Source organism: Tepidanaerobacter acetatoxydans Re1 (assembly GCF_000328765.2).
GTDB classification, from domain to species: Bacteria; Bacillota; Thermosediminibacteria; order Thermosediminibacterales; family Tepidanaerobacteraceae; genus Tepidanaerobacter; species Tepidanaerobacter acetatoxydans.
The window spans coordinates 877,175-892,213 of the sequence record NC_019954.2 but is presented as its reverse complement, the minus strand read 5'-3'; the positions used below and the strand labels follow the sequence as shown (position 1 = coordinate 892,213).

Below are 15,039 nucleotides of genomic sequence, written 5' to 3'. Positions count from 1 at the left end.
ATAACAATCCTAAAAGGATTTTTAAAAAAATGCCATTGCGGCAAAAAGTATTAGAGATGCAGTATGTTTGTGGTGCTCCAAATTTAATCAACACTGGTACAAGACAATACTTTTTCAAGGTAACTTAAACTCCCTGATGCTTTAAAACGTTTAGCCTTCAAACTTCTTCTCTTTTTTGACTTTTCCAGTTTAAGAATGTTTACTGCAAATTTTGTGGCATCAGGTTCTATGCTACATAGGTAATATCTTGTTTCACATGCGTTTGCCGTGGCCTTTTCTATCAACAGTAAATATTTTTTTGAAAACTCATATGGAAATTTCATTGAGTAAACCATATGCAGATGATACAATAAAACAAGAGTTAATTGTCCGAAAATATATTAGATTCACCTGCATGATTGAGGACTGGTATATATGCTCATATATTTGACAATGTGCGGCAGCAATGCTGACAGCAGCAAATTTGAACTGCTTTACAAGAATTATAAGGCATCTATGTTTAAAATAGCAAATGCCTCTACAGTCTCTGTTTCCGGCAGCTATTACGTAAAAAAAGGATACGACTATAGGCTTAAGACTAAATTTTATGTCTACAGCGATGGGGAACTTAAGGAAACTATAAACAATACATATGATTACGGGCATTTTTAGATAATGCACGAAGAAGACCGAATGTGAACATCAACAAATAATTTAACTTTTTTAAAACGGGCTAGATTTGGGCTCTCAAATTCCTTTATATTAAGGAAAATCCATGAAAAAGGGGTGAGTTCAATTGGACTGTAATTGAAATATTATAGGATTCTTTATATCAAGTAGATACAACATGTTAAGTTAAATTTTAATTTAAAGGAGGTTTTTCTTAATGAAAAGATTTTATTTTTACTTAAAAGTTGCATTTTCGCTTATTTTTGTTTTCACTAGCCTTACAACTGTAGTAAATGCTGCACCAAGATTTTATTGTCAAGCAGCGGGAGATTATGAAGGTGGCTATTGGGGAGAAGGTGTTCCAAACGATACATTAAGAAAAATTAAATCAAAAGGTTGTGCCATAAGTTGTGCAGCAATGGCTCTTTATCCTAAATCGGCTAAAATCTTTGACGAAAGGGCTGGTGATTCAGGTGTTACAAAGTATTCTAGAGCGGATCCATACGTAGCATATAGAGCAAATGGTGATAGTTATAATGCAAATTGGAACACCATTGCAAATAAATTTGATAACGCTCTACCCAAAATAGAATCTCTTAGCAACAAAGAAGATTATTATATCGCCGCAGTGCTAGATGATTATCTTGATGATGGTTCATATCCCATAGCAAATATTCCGGGCCATTTTATAATCTTCACCAAGTCTAATGTTCATGGTCATCCAGGTACAGAAAGCATACATAGTCAAAATATTTATAACAAACTCTCTAATGATGAAACAGTCTCGGAAGATGAAATCGAACCTTTAACCGATGAAGAATTAAACAAAATTCCTAAAAATAACAAATATAGTGTTAGTTCCAACAGCTATGATAAATATTTCCATATTCATGATCCCGGAATGAAAAATGGGAAAAATATTAATTTCACTGATAATCTTAAAGACGCTGAACTTGAAGACATTAGTCGAATAGTAGTGTATTAACAATCATCCATGAATTGTCTCTCCTCTGAGATGAGAGACAATCTTTACTATATAATATATAATTTATAGGAGGATTTCGTTTGAAAAAAGCATGTATATTATTGGTAACAATGCTAATAGCGTTATCTTTATTTATCAGTGGATGCAAAAATGCCGAAATAAAAGAAGATAACCCATTACCGATTACATATGATAACAAAAGCCACTCGAATGAAATCGGTGCAAAAAATACCACAAATGATAATTCCGATAGAATAAAATCTCAAAATCTGTCAAAATCAATTGAATGGGTATTTCCTCCTGAATTGGACATACATCGCACTCTTGCTCAGCATTCAAATATAGCATTAGACTCCGAAAAGAACATTCTCTATACCACAAATTTTGAAGAAGGTTTAACTGCCATCCATGCTTCAAGCGGAGAAGTCGCCGGCGAATATAAGTTTTTTGACATGGGACTAAATTCCGTGGAAATAGTTGAGTTGGGATTACATCCCAACGGAAACATATATGCCTATGATTTTGGTAATTCTAAGGTTTTGATAATAAATCCCAATGGCAAATTAGAGTATACTATTCCTTTCGAATACAATGAAAACTTTATAATGACCGTTCCGAAATTTGTTTTTACCAAAAACAGTTTTGCATATTTTGGCGGTCAGGATGGAAAAGTTTATTGTGTTAATGAAAAAGGCGACATAATATGGAATGTATTGATCGGAGAAAATAAAGTAACAAACACTAACCAACCGGTGACGGAAATCTGCATTTCAAACGATGAAGGTCTCATAATAGCGGTCAGCAGCTTTACCGAATATAACCCAGTATATGGGATAGATGCCCTCACCGGGGAAATTAAATGGGAGTATATAAATCCAAAGTTTAAATATGTTTCTTATATAACCAAAGATAGATTCAACAATATCATACTGGCAGCCAATGATCCCAAGCAAAGTGATATATGGTTCTCTGCTGATCCCAACGCTCCGGATCCTCCCTTTGATAAGATAAATACGATAATAGGTGGTTCTATAATACTCCTGGATTCAAACGGGAACGAAAAAAGCATATTGGAAATACCTAACGAGGTGAATATAGAATTAGTTAAACCGGATCCGTCACATAAACGGCTAATAGCAATATGCAGTACCTATGTAAAAGAGGAAAATTTATTGTCTCCATACTTTTTATTTATTATTGATTATGAAGGAAATATTATAAAAGGCAGATCTGTTAATATGTCAATGGAAGTATTGGCACGTAAGAGTGAGGATAATATATTAGTGGATGGAGATTATATTTACGTCGGGTCCGATGATGGCTTGAAAAAGTTTGACATAGATGGAAATTTGATCGATACGCATGATATCATCATAGATGAAAAAATTCACGCACGCATATTTCAAACCGATCCGAAGGAAAAAGTCATATACCTTATCGGAACCGGAGAGCAGATTTCAGATGAGCATGGCAGTTCTTCAAGAATCTTTAAATATTTTTATTATGAAATGGTATCTGAAGATGATATTGAACCTTTAACCGATGAAGAATTAAATAAAATTCCCAACTAGGGGCGATCCGTAATGCGGATGGGCAGGCCTCCCGGTAATCTTATATAAGGTTATTTGACTTGGAGGATTTGCAAACGATAAATTCTGTATTGTTTCAATTTATATCGTCGATAGGTTATATAGCCGTTTTGATTTAGGGATTAAAAAGAAAATATCACTGTCAAAACATATCTTGATTTTTTTATTTTTTGTGTATATAGTCAGCTTTCTGTTTATAACGCTGTCCCAAATTCCCCTAAAAATAATTTTGTTCCTTTTAAAAGTATTATTCAACTAATAAGAAATCCCAAGTCCAGATCATCTTTTTCGACAAGTCTTTGGCAATATTATTCTATTTGTTTCAATGGGTTTTTTAACTCCGCTGTTGTTTAGAGAAATATCCGCTTTTCATGAGATAGTTCTAGTTGGTTTTATTTCATCTTTTACTGTGGAATTTCTCCAATTTTTTATATCTTTTATCATCGGTACATACAGGATAACCGATATAGATGATATTATTTCAAACATTATCGGGTCTGTAATTGGTTTTGTTCTATTTCATTTATATCATGACCTTTGTATAAAGCGATACTAAATGCCTCTACAGCCTCTATTTCCGGCAGCTATTACGTAAAACAAGGATACGATTATAGGCTTAAGACTAAATTTTATGTCTACAGCGATGGGGAACTACTTCTTAACTTTCGGTTCCTGCTTATTCACTGCAGTAGGTGCTCTTGAAGATAAAAATCCAGTCATAATAGGGTTTGAATGGTATGAAAATGGTAAGTACAAATCACATTTCGTAGTAATAAAAGGAGTATATGGTGATGGTCGTTCCCTAGAAGATTTTACGATAATTGATGCTCTAAATGGTAGGGAACGCAGCTTGTCTTACTATAGTGGAAAATCAATTCAAAGAGTAATTGTATATAATAAAGAAGTGACATAGTTATTTAATGAATATAAATATAAATGGGGTATCAATGATGGAATATAAAAAACGTTTTATTTTTTTATTTATCTTAATCATTCTCATACTGGGATTTGTTCTTTATAGAGGTTTTGCCTTAAGCAGGAATAAAATCTCCGAGGAACAAGCTAAGGAACTTATGTCAAAATCATAATCCCTATACCTATCTTTAGTAAATGCTCAATCATCATTTAACAGTAAATCACCGGAATTAAAAGTGGAAGGTGATAGCTATTGGCTGTATGTAAGGGGCGAGCGGATAAACTCCAAAGAAAAAATTTTGAATCTGCTAAATGAAGTGTACACAAGCAAGCTTTCTGAAAAGATTTATAAGGATTTAAATTTTGAAGAAATAGACGGCCGCATACGCAGGCCGGTAAGTGATGTGGGCACCCTGGCTGATTATGTAAATGCGAAAATCAATCACATAACTGTTTTTAGAAATAGGTGCAAGGTTGAAGCAACTGTACCCCACAGCATGGATGATGACGATATACTATCCTACAGTGAGGAAACAATGGAGTTTGTATATGAGAAAGGCACTGGCTGGCGGTTAAACACGTTGGTGTTCTGACAAAGGCTTAAAAGGATAAAGGCGAAACCAAATGGTGGATGGCTAGGTAACCGGATGGTTCCTCTGGTTACTATAGGCTTGTTAAATATACTTCTTTCTTTTACATTTAAAATCTTTAAGCATAGTTAAAGTTTTACAAATCGTAATCTTGATTTTTTTACTTCAGATGGAATAAAAATCAAAACGTATGCACCAAGAGATGCAGAACCAGGGGGGTACGTCCCCTTGGTTCTATAAAACAGCTTCATAAAGTGAGGAGGAATCAAATGAAAAATAAGCTTTTATTTATTTGCATCACGGCAGCCCTTGTCCTAGCAATATTGACGCCTGCCTTATTTCGTGAAGGCAGTACTATACCAGTAATTAAAGGTACCGTAAGGCTCGCATTGTCTAATGATATTGTGGTGCCTATTGATTCGGCAAGGTATATCACAAGAAATGAGGACGGTGCCGATTTAATGATTTCATTTGTGGAAAACAAGGGGTGGAAATACAGAGGCAGATATGGTGAAGGTTATGTTTTTCAAAAATATAAAAAGCCGGTGAATATGACCATTAGTATTGGCAGTGAAGAATTCTTGAAGTATTTTAGGTTGTGGAAGACTACACCTGACGGCATTTCCTTGACCTTGGCGCATCAAGTGGATGCAGAACCAAGGGGTACGTCCCCATGGTTTACGACTAATTATGCACCGGATACTAAAGACCGGTATATCGCAAGTATTGCCAGGCAAAAGGGAATTACTTTTGAAGAAGCAAAAAAAATAAATGATACGGAAGTGTCTTTATTACTTAAAGGTAGACCTGCAGATGAAGAAATAAGATATAAGACAGTCGACAAACATGCTGGAGATATCCGCAGTAATAAAAAAATATTCGAAGTCAACATGTCTACAGAAGTAAGGTATCTTTGGAGTAATACACATAAAAAGCCGCTTGAAATCGATAATATTGTGGCCCCTGTCATCTACATTCCGGATGCCGGCATATCAGCAATAGTCGGCGGGGAATTTAATATTGAACAGACTTTGACCAAAATAAGGGCCAGTCAAACGGCTGTTGTCACATATGCCGCAAGTTCTTCACTCGGAATTACCGCAGAGCAGGATATCTCTAATATCAGCGCTGCATCAGGCGGTATGGTGTATCTTACAACAAACAGCAATACCTATGTGCTGAATATTGAGCTTGCAGATTTATACTAAACTAAACGATTAACATTGCATCACCAAACTAAAAAACTTATATCGCTTATTTACTGCCTCTTTGTACGCGTTTAAAATCTTTTCACTTCCCGCGAAAGCACTGACAAGCATTATAGTGGTAGATTTAGGAAGGTGAAAGTTGGTTATAAGGCCGTCTACGGCTTTAAAGTTATAGCCTGGATAGATAAATATGTAGTTGGTGTTATTTAAATCAGCAGGCCTATTCTTCTATTCACAGCACCTAGCACTGCGGCTGCTACAGCTTCATAGATGTCGTGTTTAATTAAAGCACTGCCTAAAAGATATTCTTCTTTTTCGTCCATTGAAAGGAAAAGAAGAACAGATACGGCTTGATAGTTGCCAATTCTATATGTATATACATCATCTAATGAAAGCGCAAAGTCCTCAGCCAAAAAAAGCCGCACAGCATTTAACGCAGCACAAGCTGTGGTTCTCATGCGATTTTGAAGTGATGTCAAACCTGTTGCTGATCCTTCTAAGATTTTTCCTTCGGGATCAGCAAGTAAAACCTTTACTTCAAGATTATTACGGGTTTTGCTTGTTGCGATTTTCGATATTTTCAATCTCGGCTGCATCACATTTTTTTCATCATTTATCTGTGCAATACTTATTTTTTTGTGGTCGATTTCAGAGCCCAGAAATGCTATCAGTGTTGATTCCACATCTCTTGCTATCTGCTTAGGGCTTCTGCCGGTTTTTGATATGACATGAATTTCCGCTATTTTGCCATCAGGGCCTGTTATAATTTTCGCCGAAACAATGTCCTTTATTTTTTTTATCAGGTCCTCGCAATGGGAAATAAGCATAGTTTCCTCTGAAAAATAATCCATGATATCACCCCACATTTAATATGTTTTAAATTCGACTTTTATTCGGCAATTCCTTCTATAGTAAATATAATGATTAAAATATTATCAATAAACATTAAAAAGCCCGCTGTTTAGGCGGGCTTTGATTCATTCTTAAGTATTACAAAAGTTCGGGCTCTATCAAACCGTAGTTGCCGTCGCGGCGCTTATAAACCACGTTGACTTCGTCAGTTTCAGCATTAGAAAAAACAAAGAAGTCATGACCCAATAAATCCATCTGCATTACGGCTTCTTCCAAATCCATGGGTTTTAAGGCAAATTTCTTGATTCTTACAATTCTGGGCTCATTTTCATTTGATGCTTTCTTGCCATTTCCGCTGTAGTCAAAAGACTTCTTTTTGATGTTTCGAGCTGTTTTAGTCTTATACTTTTCTATTTGTTTTTCCAGTTTATCCACTACAGCGTCGATGGAAGAATACATGTCATAGGTTTCCGTTTCACCGCGCAGCAGCATGCCATTAATAGGCATAGTCACTTCCACAATGTGCCGATTTTTTTCGACACTTAATGTTACTTGAGCTTCTACCTCACTGTCGAAGAATCTTTCGAGCTTTCCTAATTTCTTTTCTGCATAGTCCTTTAAAGCTTTTGTTACAGTAAAATTTTTACCGCTGATGTTTAATTTCATAAAGCTCAACTCCCTTCTGGGAATTTTTTATAAAATGCATCGATTGATGCATTTTATCCGAAATTGCAATTATTGCTATATGTAAATATATTATATATAATATTTCGAGTTTATTCAAATTATATTTCCGCCAGCAAGCGGTAAAAACATAAAAAGCCTGGGGGATAGCCCAGGCTTATTTTCAGCTATTGAACCAATGTTACATTTTCGGCTTGAGGACCTTTTTGGCCTTCGACAACGTCAAATTCTACGCTATCTCCTTCTTTTAAGGTCTTAAAGCCTTCCTGCTGAATTGCCGAATAGTGAACAAAGACATCTTTGTCTCCTTCGACTTCGATGAAACCATAGCCTTTTTCTTGGTTAAACCACTTAACTTTACCTTGCAATTATTCATTCCTCCTAAAAACTCAATAAAAATATATGTCTATCTGGTTTCAATATATCACACTCAAAAAACAAAGTCAAATTTAACTTCCAACTTAAATATTCGGTTTTAAGCAACTCCTAATCATGAAAGCAGCCACCACCTATAAACTCCCGTATAATAGATGTAAGCGGAATATCTCGTTCATCATCAATCGGTTCCACATACTCCAGAAATTTTAAGAGGTGGTTTGCTTTTATATACTCCGGTTCTTGAATTTTAATTTGTTTCAAAAGTGGAACCGCATATTTTTTTAGTACGGGTATTTCATAGACTAATGCGGAATTAAACATTATATCTGCTTCTTCCTGATATGGAAAAATGTTTTCTTGTGCACCTTTCATAACAGACGGCCATATAGATATAGTTCTTTTGGCATCAGCTGCTCTACACCGGTTGTCGCGAACAATGCGCCTTAATAATCTTGTATCTGTGGTAGAAATACGGTTGTGATTGTCAAGATTGATTTGAGTCAAAGCACTTACATATATTTTAAATTTATTTTCTTTCGGAATTGATGCCGTTAAATGCTCATTCAATCCGTGAATACCTTCAATAATAATGGGCTGGTCTTTTTCAATTTTTATTGGAGAATTTCTATATTCTCTTTTCCCTGTTTGGAAATTGAATTTTGGCAGAATAACTTCCTTCCCCTGAATAAGTCTTGTCAAGTGCTGATTAAAAAGCTTCAGATCAATAGCCTCTAATGCTTCAAAGTTTGGTTTTCCATTCTCACCCGGCGGAGTCTTATCTCTGTCTAGAAAATAATCGTCTAAAGAAATAGAAATTGGTTTAAGGCCGTTTACCATAAGCTGCACTATGAGCCTCTGAGCAAAAGTAGTTTTGCCCGATGAGGAAGGTCCGGCTATAAGAATTATTCTTAACTGTTCGCTGTCTTTATAAATAATATCTGCAATCTGGGCTATCTTTTTTTCATGGAGGGCCTCGGCTATTCTTATGACCTCACCGCTTTTACCTGATGTTATGCAGTCATTTAAAGCTCCTACATCGGGAATCCCCAGAATCTGTGCCCACCTGTTTGATTCTCTAAATATACTAGAAAGTTTTGGCTGCTCGCGATATGGCGCTATATAAGTAGGATTTGTTTTGCTTGGATGCTGCAAAATAATGCCCGGCAAATAGAACTTTAGTTTAAACCATTTTAAATAACCTGTAGATGGCACCATATATCCGTAAAAGTAGTTTTTCATGCCGTCCAGTTCATATATATTGATATATTCCTCTTTCCGATACTTCAGCAGCCTTACTTTATCTTGCATACCGGCTTTTTCAAACATATCCAGAGCATCTTCAATGGGTATTTTATTTTTTTTAATGGGAACATCCTTTTCAACCAACTGCCGCATTCTATTCTCTACGGCCGCTACTTCTTCCTCATCTATCGGTTCTTCAGCCATTACCTCGGAATACAGTCCATCGCCAAGAGAATGTTCAACACGAACCTGACAGTTCGGTATGATATCATGGCAAGCCTTTACAAATAAAAATATCAATGACCTTAGATATATTTTCATCCCGGTTTCTGTCGACATGTCGATAAACTCTACTTCACAATCTTTATCAAGCACATATGTCAGTTCTCTAAGGTTCCCATCAACTATGGCAGCAATAATAGGAGAATTAAAATTATGCTGGTAATCCTCTGCTATCTCCACTAGCTTTATTGCCTTATCAATACTTATATTTTCAAAACCCTTGATAGTTATATTCATGGTACACCTCTTTTCCTGCAAAAACTCTTATTGCAGCACATTTCAAGCTATAAAGAAACTATCGGCTTGCTCCTGCTCCGCCGCTGCTGCCGCCGCCAAAGCCTCCGCCACCGAAGCCGCCTCCGCCAAAACCTCCACCTCTAAAACCACCGCCGCCAAAACCGCCACCAAAAGGACCATTAAAGGGATTCCTGCGGTAGTACCGGCGGCTGTGTTTTTTAGTCAGCAAGATCAGGATAATTATGAAAATTATTACGGCAAGAAGTATTTCCCAAAAAGCTATGTCATCGTCTTCCGCAACTGAATAATTTTGCAGGTCTGATAATTCTTCATCTGCTAAATCCAAACCATATTCCTTGGCAACTTCAGAACAAACTGCCATAAAGGTATCTCGGATTCCTTTGGAATATTCTCCTATTTCAAAAGCGGACAGTGCAAAATTGTCAAGAATAGCCCCCGCCTTACCGTCATTTATTGCACCTTCAAGGCCATACCCTACCTCTATCCGAATGCGTCCCCTTTGATTATTTAAGATACTTTCTTTATTTACAATGATTAATATACCATTATTTTTTTCCTTATCGCCTATTCCCCAGCTCCTAAATAATTTGAGGGCATAATCTTCTATCTCCATATTTGATAAGTCATTTACAGTGACAACAACTATTTCGGCCTCAGTCTTATCATCTAGGGTCTTTGCAATTTTTTGCATTTCCAGTTTGTCAGCTTCATCTATAAGGTTGGCATAATCAAATACATAAATATTTGTATCAGGTTTAGCAGGCACAGGTTCAGCCGAAGCAAAACCCGAGTTTATAAGCATGAGGCTAAAAACCAGAACCGCAACTACAGAAGATAATGGTTTGGTTTTTACGGGCTTTTTTAATTCATGAGATTTTAATTTTTTAATCAATTTATGTCACCGCTTTCGCAACCAATCAGCCTGCAAATTACAGCTATTTACTATCATCGTTAAAATCTACAATCGGAGTTTCCTTCGCATTTTCCGCAGCTTTAAAGTAGTCCTTCTTTTCAAAGCCAAAAAGTTTTGCAACAATTACGGTTGGAAATCTTCTTATTTTTGTATTGTAATCCTGTACAGCATTATTATAATCCATGCGAGATACTGCTATACGATTCTCTGTTCCTGCCAGTTCATCTGCCAGTTGTCGAAAATTGGCATCGGCCTTCAGTTCAGGATAGTTCTCCGCTATTGCAATGAGCCTTGACAGAGCCGTTGTAAGTTCCTTGTCAGCCTCAGCCTTTTCAGTTACAGAACCTGCGGCCATGAGTTTCTCCCTGGCTCTAGTAACCTCTGTTAATATTTTTTCTTCATGTGCGGCATAACCTTTTACCGTATTTACTAAATTAGGTATTAAATCCATCCGCCTTTGCAGTTGATTTTCTACTTGACTCCATGCACTGTCAACCGCCTCATCGGCTGCTACCAAGCTGTTGTATGTCAAAAAAACAGGCATTACCAAAATAGCGATTATTAATAGTACGGCTATTACTATTTTAAATACGTTTTTCAATGAAGTCCCCTCCCATGTTCGATGTGTATCTTATATATTATACACGAAAATCTATGAAAAAACAGCACCTTATAATTTATAATAAATAGTAAAATGTTTATTTGCCGAATTTTGTAAATGTATTATACTGTATACAAGTATTTATTTTTTGTTGTATTCAGTAGTTATCTGTTGGTTTTAGTTATATTAAACATATAATACAGATAAAATAAATACTATATAAACATTTGTAATATATAACTTGGAGGGAAGAAGATGAGTAAAAAGCTTATTGCTGTTTTGTTAACTGCTTTATTATTAATAGGGCTTTTAGCCGGTTGCGGCGGTAAAACCGGCAGTGATGCAAACGAGCCTGTCAAGGATAAGGAACAAAAAACTGAAAAGGTTTTTGTAACAATTGCAACAGGAGGTACAGCTGGAACTTATTTCCCGCTCGGCGGAGCTCTTGCTGACATTTGGACAAATAATATCAGCAATGTTAATTCAACAGCACAGACAACCGGTGCATCGGTAGCCAATGTCAATCTCCTTCGAAATGGCGAAGTGGAAGTAATTTTTGTTCAGAATGATATCGCATATTATGCAGCTAACGGCATCGAGATGTTCCAGGACAATAAGTATGAAGACATCAAGGGGCTTGCCACTCTCTACCCGGAAACTATTCAAATTATTACTCTAGAAGGCAAAAAAATAGATTCACTTGCAGACTTAAAGGGTAAAAAGGTTGCCGTAGGTGCGGCAGGAAGCGGCACCGAAGCTAATGCCCGGCAGATACTGGAAGCTGCCGGAATTACTTATGATGATATTAGTGTCCAGTACCTATCCTTTTCTGAAGCCGCAAATAATCTAAAGGACGGCAATGTCGATGCAGCCTTCGTTACTGCCGGATTTCCAACAGCAGCCGTCCAGGATATTGCCGCACAGCATAAGGTAAAACTGCTGACCGTTGATGATGCACTGGCAGACAAACTTATAGAAAAATATCCGTTCTACGTCAAAACAGTCATACCTGCCGATACTTACAACGGTATGGCAGAAGATGTAAAAGCTGTTTCCGTCATGTCAATGCTCGCAGTAAGCTCAAATCTTGACGAAGAAATTGCTTACAACTTACTCAAGACAATGTATGAAAACCCGGACAGATTAAAAGCTGCCCACTCGATGGGTGCTTTAATCAAGGCTGAAACAGGTCGTGATGGTATGTCAATCGACCTTCATCCGGGTGCTGACAAATATTTTAAAGAAGGAAAATAAATTCAGGGAGGATGCTGAGCATTGGAAATTAACTCCAATGCTCAGATTTTATGAAACTGCGGTTAGAAATTTTTATATTTCTTATTATTTTTTGCATGGCTATATTTTTCTCCAATTATCGGATAGTTAAAGAAAAAACTCTCATATTAGAGGATGAACAACAAAAGACCGTTACGGTTATAGCTGTTCCAGACAGAAGATTTGCACTGAACTTCATACATTCTGTGCAGAAAACTCCAGTACATGAATTTTTTTTAATCAGCAATGATAATAAACTTATTCTGGAAAAAACTACTTACCACTCTTTAGGAGTCGGTCTTCCTTTTTCAGACGAAAACGGTGAATTTTTAAATGAAGAGGGTGAATTCGTCCTTAATATGCACAGGGAATTTGAATCAATACCTATAAGAGTTTCACCTATCCCGCAACATTCTATAACCGTTGGCGGCAAAGACTATCCCCTTCTTGATTTTGTTGAACCCGAGGGCCTGCTCACCATACGAGCAAAAGATAGGTTGCTAATAAAAAATACATTACACAAGGAGAGGGAAAATGAGTGATAAATACCAGGAAACTTCTCAAAATCATGAGGATATATTGAGAAAATTTGATAAAGAATCGGATTATCGAGTACTTTCAGGATTTTCCGCTAAAATAGTAGCAGCTATTGCTATTGCTTTTTCTGTTTTTCATCTTTATACAGCTGTTTGCGGAGTGCTGGATGCCATGATTCAAAGGTCTATTCATCTTTCCTTCGGATTATGCTTAATCTTTTTACTATATCCTGCCAGAAAAGAATGGCCTAGAAATAAAGTTCATCCGGTAGATGTAGTTTTCGCTATTTTAGGCGCCGCGGTACCTATGTATATAATAATTTTTTATCAGGATCTGGTTTTGCGTGCAGGAACCGTTACAACCATGGATTATGTCGTAGGTCTTATTGCAATACTATTGGTCTTAGAGGCCGCCAGGCGCGTGGTTGGCTGGCCTATTGTGACTATCGCATCTTTATTCATCTTATATGCACTGTTTGGGCGTCAAATTCCCGGTCAACTGGCACATCGAGGAATTGCTCTGCCCAGTCTTGTCGGGCATCTTTTTTATACTACTGAAGGCATTTTTGGAATACCTATTGGGGTTTCTTCCACTTTTATATTTCTTTTTATACTGTTTGGAGCTTTTCTTGAAAAAACCGGCATGGGAGAATTCTTTATCGATTTAGCCAATGCCGTGGCTGGCTGGGCATCTGGCGGCCCTGCTAAAGTTGCGGTGCTTTCCAGCGGTCTTATGGGCACCGTTTCCGGCAGTTCCGTAGCTAATGTGGTTGGAACCGGAAGTTTCACAATACCGATGATGAAAAGGCTCGGCTATAAACCTGAATTTGCAGGGGCTGTAGAGGCAACTGCATCTACAGGCGGTCAGTTGATGCCCCCTATTATGGGTGCTGCAGCTTTTCTCATGTCCGAATTTACTCAGATATCTTATGTGAAAATAATCGGTGCTGCGGTTATTCCGGCTCTTCTCTATTATTTTGGAGTTTGGACCGGAGTTCACTTGGAAGCTAAGCGTCTTGGACTTAAAGGATTAAATAAGGATGAGCTCCCCAAAATTAAAACAATTCTCTTGGAAAGAGGGCATTTGCTGCTGCCGCTTGTAGCCATAATATATCTTTTAGTAAAGGGATTTTCCCCAATGAAGGCTGCTCTTTTTGCTATTATTTCATCAATAGTAGCTTCCTTGCTTAGAAAAAATACAAGAATAAGTTTAGCAGATATCATAAACGGTCTTGAGCAAGGAGCCAGAAGTGCTCTGGGCGTTATTGCGGCCACTGCCTGTGCAGGTATAATCATAGGTGTTGTAACTCAAACAGGACTTGGTTTAAAAATGGGCTCTACCTTAGTAGGCCTTGCTAAAGGCAATCTGTTACTTACACTGTTCTTTACAATGCTAACATCCATCATATTAGGCATGGGGGTTCCTACTACGGCTAACTATGTTATTACATCGACAATAGCGGCACCGGCGCTTTTAATGATGAATGTACCGGTACTTGCCGCTCATATGTTCGTCTTTTATTTCGGCATTATTGCTGATATTACGCCTCCGGTAGCATTAGCCGCTTTTGCCGGTGCCGGCATAGCTAAGGCAAACCCTTTAAAAACAGGGCTTGAAGCTTCCAAGCTTGCCATTGCGGCTTTCCTGGTACCATATATCTTTGTATACAATCCATCCATGCTTTTAATAGATGTAACTGCATGGGGAATCATACAAATTATCATCACTTCCATAATCGGCATTATCGGCGTGGGCTCCGCAGTAGCAGGCTACTTAATAACTGATGAATCGTTTATAGAACGCATTATCTTTTTTATCGGCGGGATACTGCTGGTAACGCCCGGCTTAAAAACCGACCTTGCCGGGTTGGTGCTACTGATATTAGGCTATATTATGCAGCAGCGCAAAATCTCAAAACATGTGGTAAATGATAGCGAAAACTAAAATATAATCTGAATGATTTAAATGATTTATAGGGATAGAAATATTCGTTTTACATAAGGTCGTTGGGTAAACCAATTTGCCTTCATAAGGCATAACCTGACGACCTTAATTATATACATAAAAAAATACATCCGGTCTTTA

At 37.2% G+C, this 15,039-nt stretch carries 15 protein-coding genes and 2 pseudogenes; 10 read left to right on the top strand and 7 right to left on the bottom strand.

All coding sequences use genetic code 11. The features are described from left to right. Window positions 1-414 precede the first annotated feature (414 nt). The 7 genes and pseudogenes from TEPIRE1_RS04135 to TEPIRE1_RS04110 all read left to right on the top strand — a co-directional run bounded on the left by TEPIRE1_RS04135 (window position 415) and on the right by TEPIRE1_RS04110 (window position 5,935). Window positions 415-651 carry a hypothetical protein gene (locus TEPIRE1_RS04135; protein WP_013777921.1) on the top strand — a complete coding sequence of 79 codons (237 nt, stop codon included), beginning with the start codon at window positions 415-417 and terminating at the stop codon, window positions 649-651. Between the two features lie 214 nt (window positions 652-865). Next, entirely contained in the window at window positions 866-1,633 is a 768-nt protein-coding gene (locus tag TEPIRE1_RS04130; protein WP_013777920.1) for a hypothetical protein, read from the top strand. 80 nt (window positions 1,634-1,713) lie between these two features. Next, window positions 1,714-3,204 carry an NHL repeat-containing protein gene (locus tag TEPIRE1_RS04125; RefSeq protein ID WP_013777919.1) on the top strand — a complete coding sequence of 497 codons (1,491 nt, stop codon included), beginning with the start codon at window positions 1,714-1,716 and terminating at the stop codon, window positions 3,202-3,204. A 283-nt stretch (window positions 3,205-3,487) separates the two neighbouring features. Continuing rightward, entirely contained in the window at window positions 3,488-3,778 is a 291-nt protein-coding gene (locus TEPIRE1_RS14415) for a VanZ family protein (protein ID WP_414929844.1), read from the top strand. A gap of 75 nt (window positions 3,779-3,853) precedes the next feature. After that, window positions 3,854-4,135 (top strand): papain-like cysteine protease family protein, encoded by a 282-nt coding sequence (locus TEPIRE1_RS04120; RefSeq protein WP_013777918.1) that lies wholly within the window; start codon window positions 3,854-3,856, stop codon window positions 4,133-4,135. 190 nt (window positions 4,136-4,325) lie between these two features. Beyond that, a pseudogene (locus TEPIRE1_RS14075) lies at window positions 4,326-4,730 on the top strand (DL-endopeptidase inhibitor IseA family protein); the annotation flags it as partial. A gap of 266 nt (window positions 4,731-4,996) precedes the next feature. Beyond that, window positions 4,997-5,935, top strand: a complete 939-nt coding sequence (locus TEPIRE1_RS04110) for a hypothetical protein (protein WP_013777917.1) — start codon at window positions 4,997-4,999, stop codon at window positions 5,933-5,935. 1 nt (window position 5,936) lies between these two features. Here TEPIRE1_RS04110 and TEPIRE1_RS13360 read toward each other — a convergent pair. The 7 genes and pseudogenes from TEPIRE1_RS13360 to TEPIRE1_RS04080 form a co-directional block, all read right to left on the bottom strand. Continuing rightward, window positions 5,937-6,127 (bottom strand): annotated as a pseudogene (locus tag TEPIRE1_RS13360) (S-adenosylmethionine:tRNA ribosyltransferase-isomerase); the annotation flags it as partial. A gap of 14 nt (window positions 6,128-6,141) precedes the next feature. Further along, window positions 6,142-6,786: a hypothetical protein gene (locus tag TEPIRE1_RS04105; protein WP_015295092.1), complete on the bottom strand. Its 645-nt coding sequence runs from the start codon at window positions 6,784-6,786 to the stop codon at window positions 6,142-6,144. Window positions 6,787-6,925: 139 nt separating this feature from the next. Continuing rightward, a complete protein-coding gene (gene hpf / locus TEPIRE1_RS04100; protein ID WP_013777915.1) occupies window positions 6,926-7,453 on the bottom strand; it encodes a ribosome hibernation-promoting factor, HPF/YfiA family in 528 nt (175 codons plus the stop codon). Between the two features lie 185 nt (window positions 7,454-7,638). Next, entirely contained in the window at window positions 7,639-7,839 is a 201-nt protein-coding gene (locus TEPIRE1_RS04095) for a cold-shock protein (protein ID WP_013777914.1), read from the bottom strand. 118 nt (window positions 7,840-7,957) lie between these two features. Then, window positions 7,958-9,610, bottom strand: coding sequence for a nucleoside kinase (locus tag TEPIRE1_RS04090; RefSeq protein WP_013777913.1), 1,653 nt, complete (start codon window positions 9,608-9,610; stop codon window positions 7,958-7,960). A gap of 58 nt (window positions 9,611-9,668) precedes the next feature. After that, complete coding sequence (locus TEPIRE1_RS04085; protein ID WP_013777912.1) at window positions 9,669-10,523, bottom strand: TPM domain-containing protein; 855 nt, start codon at window positions 10,521-10,523, stop codon at window positions 9,669-9,671. 43 nt (window positions 10,524-10,566) lie between these two features. Beyond that, window positions 10,567-11,145: a LemA family protein gene (locus tag TEPIRE1_RS04080; protein ID WP_013777911.1), complete on the bottom strand. Its 579-nt coding sequence runs from the start codon at window positions 11,143-11,145 to the stop codon at window positions 10,567-10,569. 255 nt (window positions 11,146-11,400) lie between these two features. Here TEPIRE1_RS04080 and TEPIRE1_RS04075 point away from each other — a divergent pair, with 255 nt between their 5' ends. The 3 genes from TEPIRE1_RS04075 to TEPIRE1_RS04065 all read left to right on the top strand — a co-directional run bounded on the left by TEPIRE1_RS04075 (window position 11,401) and on the right by TEPIRE1_RS04065 (window position 14,898). Continuing rightward, window positions 11,401-12,399 (top strand): TAXI family TRAP transporter solute-binding subunit, encoded by a 999-nt coding sequence (locus TEPIRE1_RS04075; RefSeq protein ID WP_013777910.1) that lies wholly within the window; start codon window positions 11,401-11,403, stop codon window positions 12,397-12,399. Between the two features lie 95 nt (window positions 12,400-12,494). After that, window positions 12,495-12,959, top strand: a complete 465-nt coding sequence (locus TEPIRE1_RS04070) for a DUF1850 domain-containing protein (protein WP_015295089.1) — start codon at window positions 12,495-12,497, stop codon at window positions 12,957-12,959. Beyond that, a complete protein-coding gene (locus TEPIRE1_RS04065; protein ID WP_013777908.1) occupies window positions 12,952-14,898 on the top strand; it encodes a TRAP transporter permease in 1,947 nt (648 codons plus the stop codon). Before TEPIRE1_RS04070 ends, TEPIRE1_RS04065 begins: the two co-directional genes overlap by 8 nt. The last annotated feature ends 141 nt before the right edge of the window (window positions 14,899-15,039 follow it).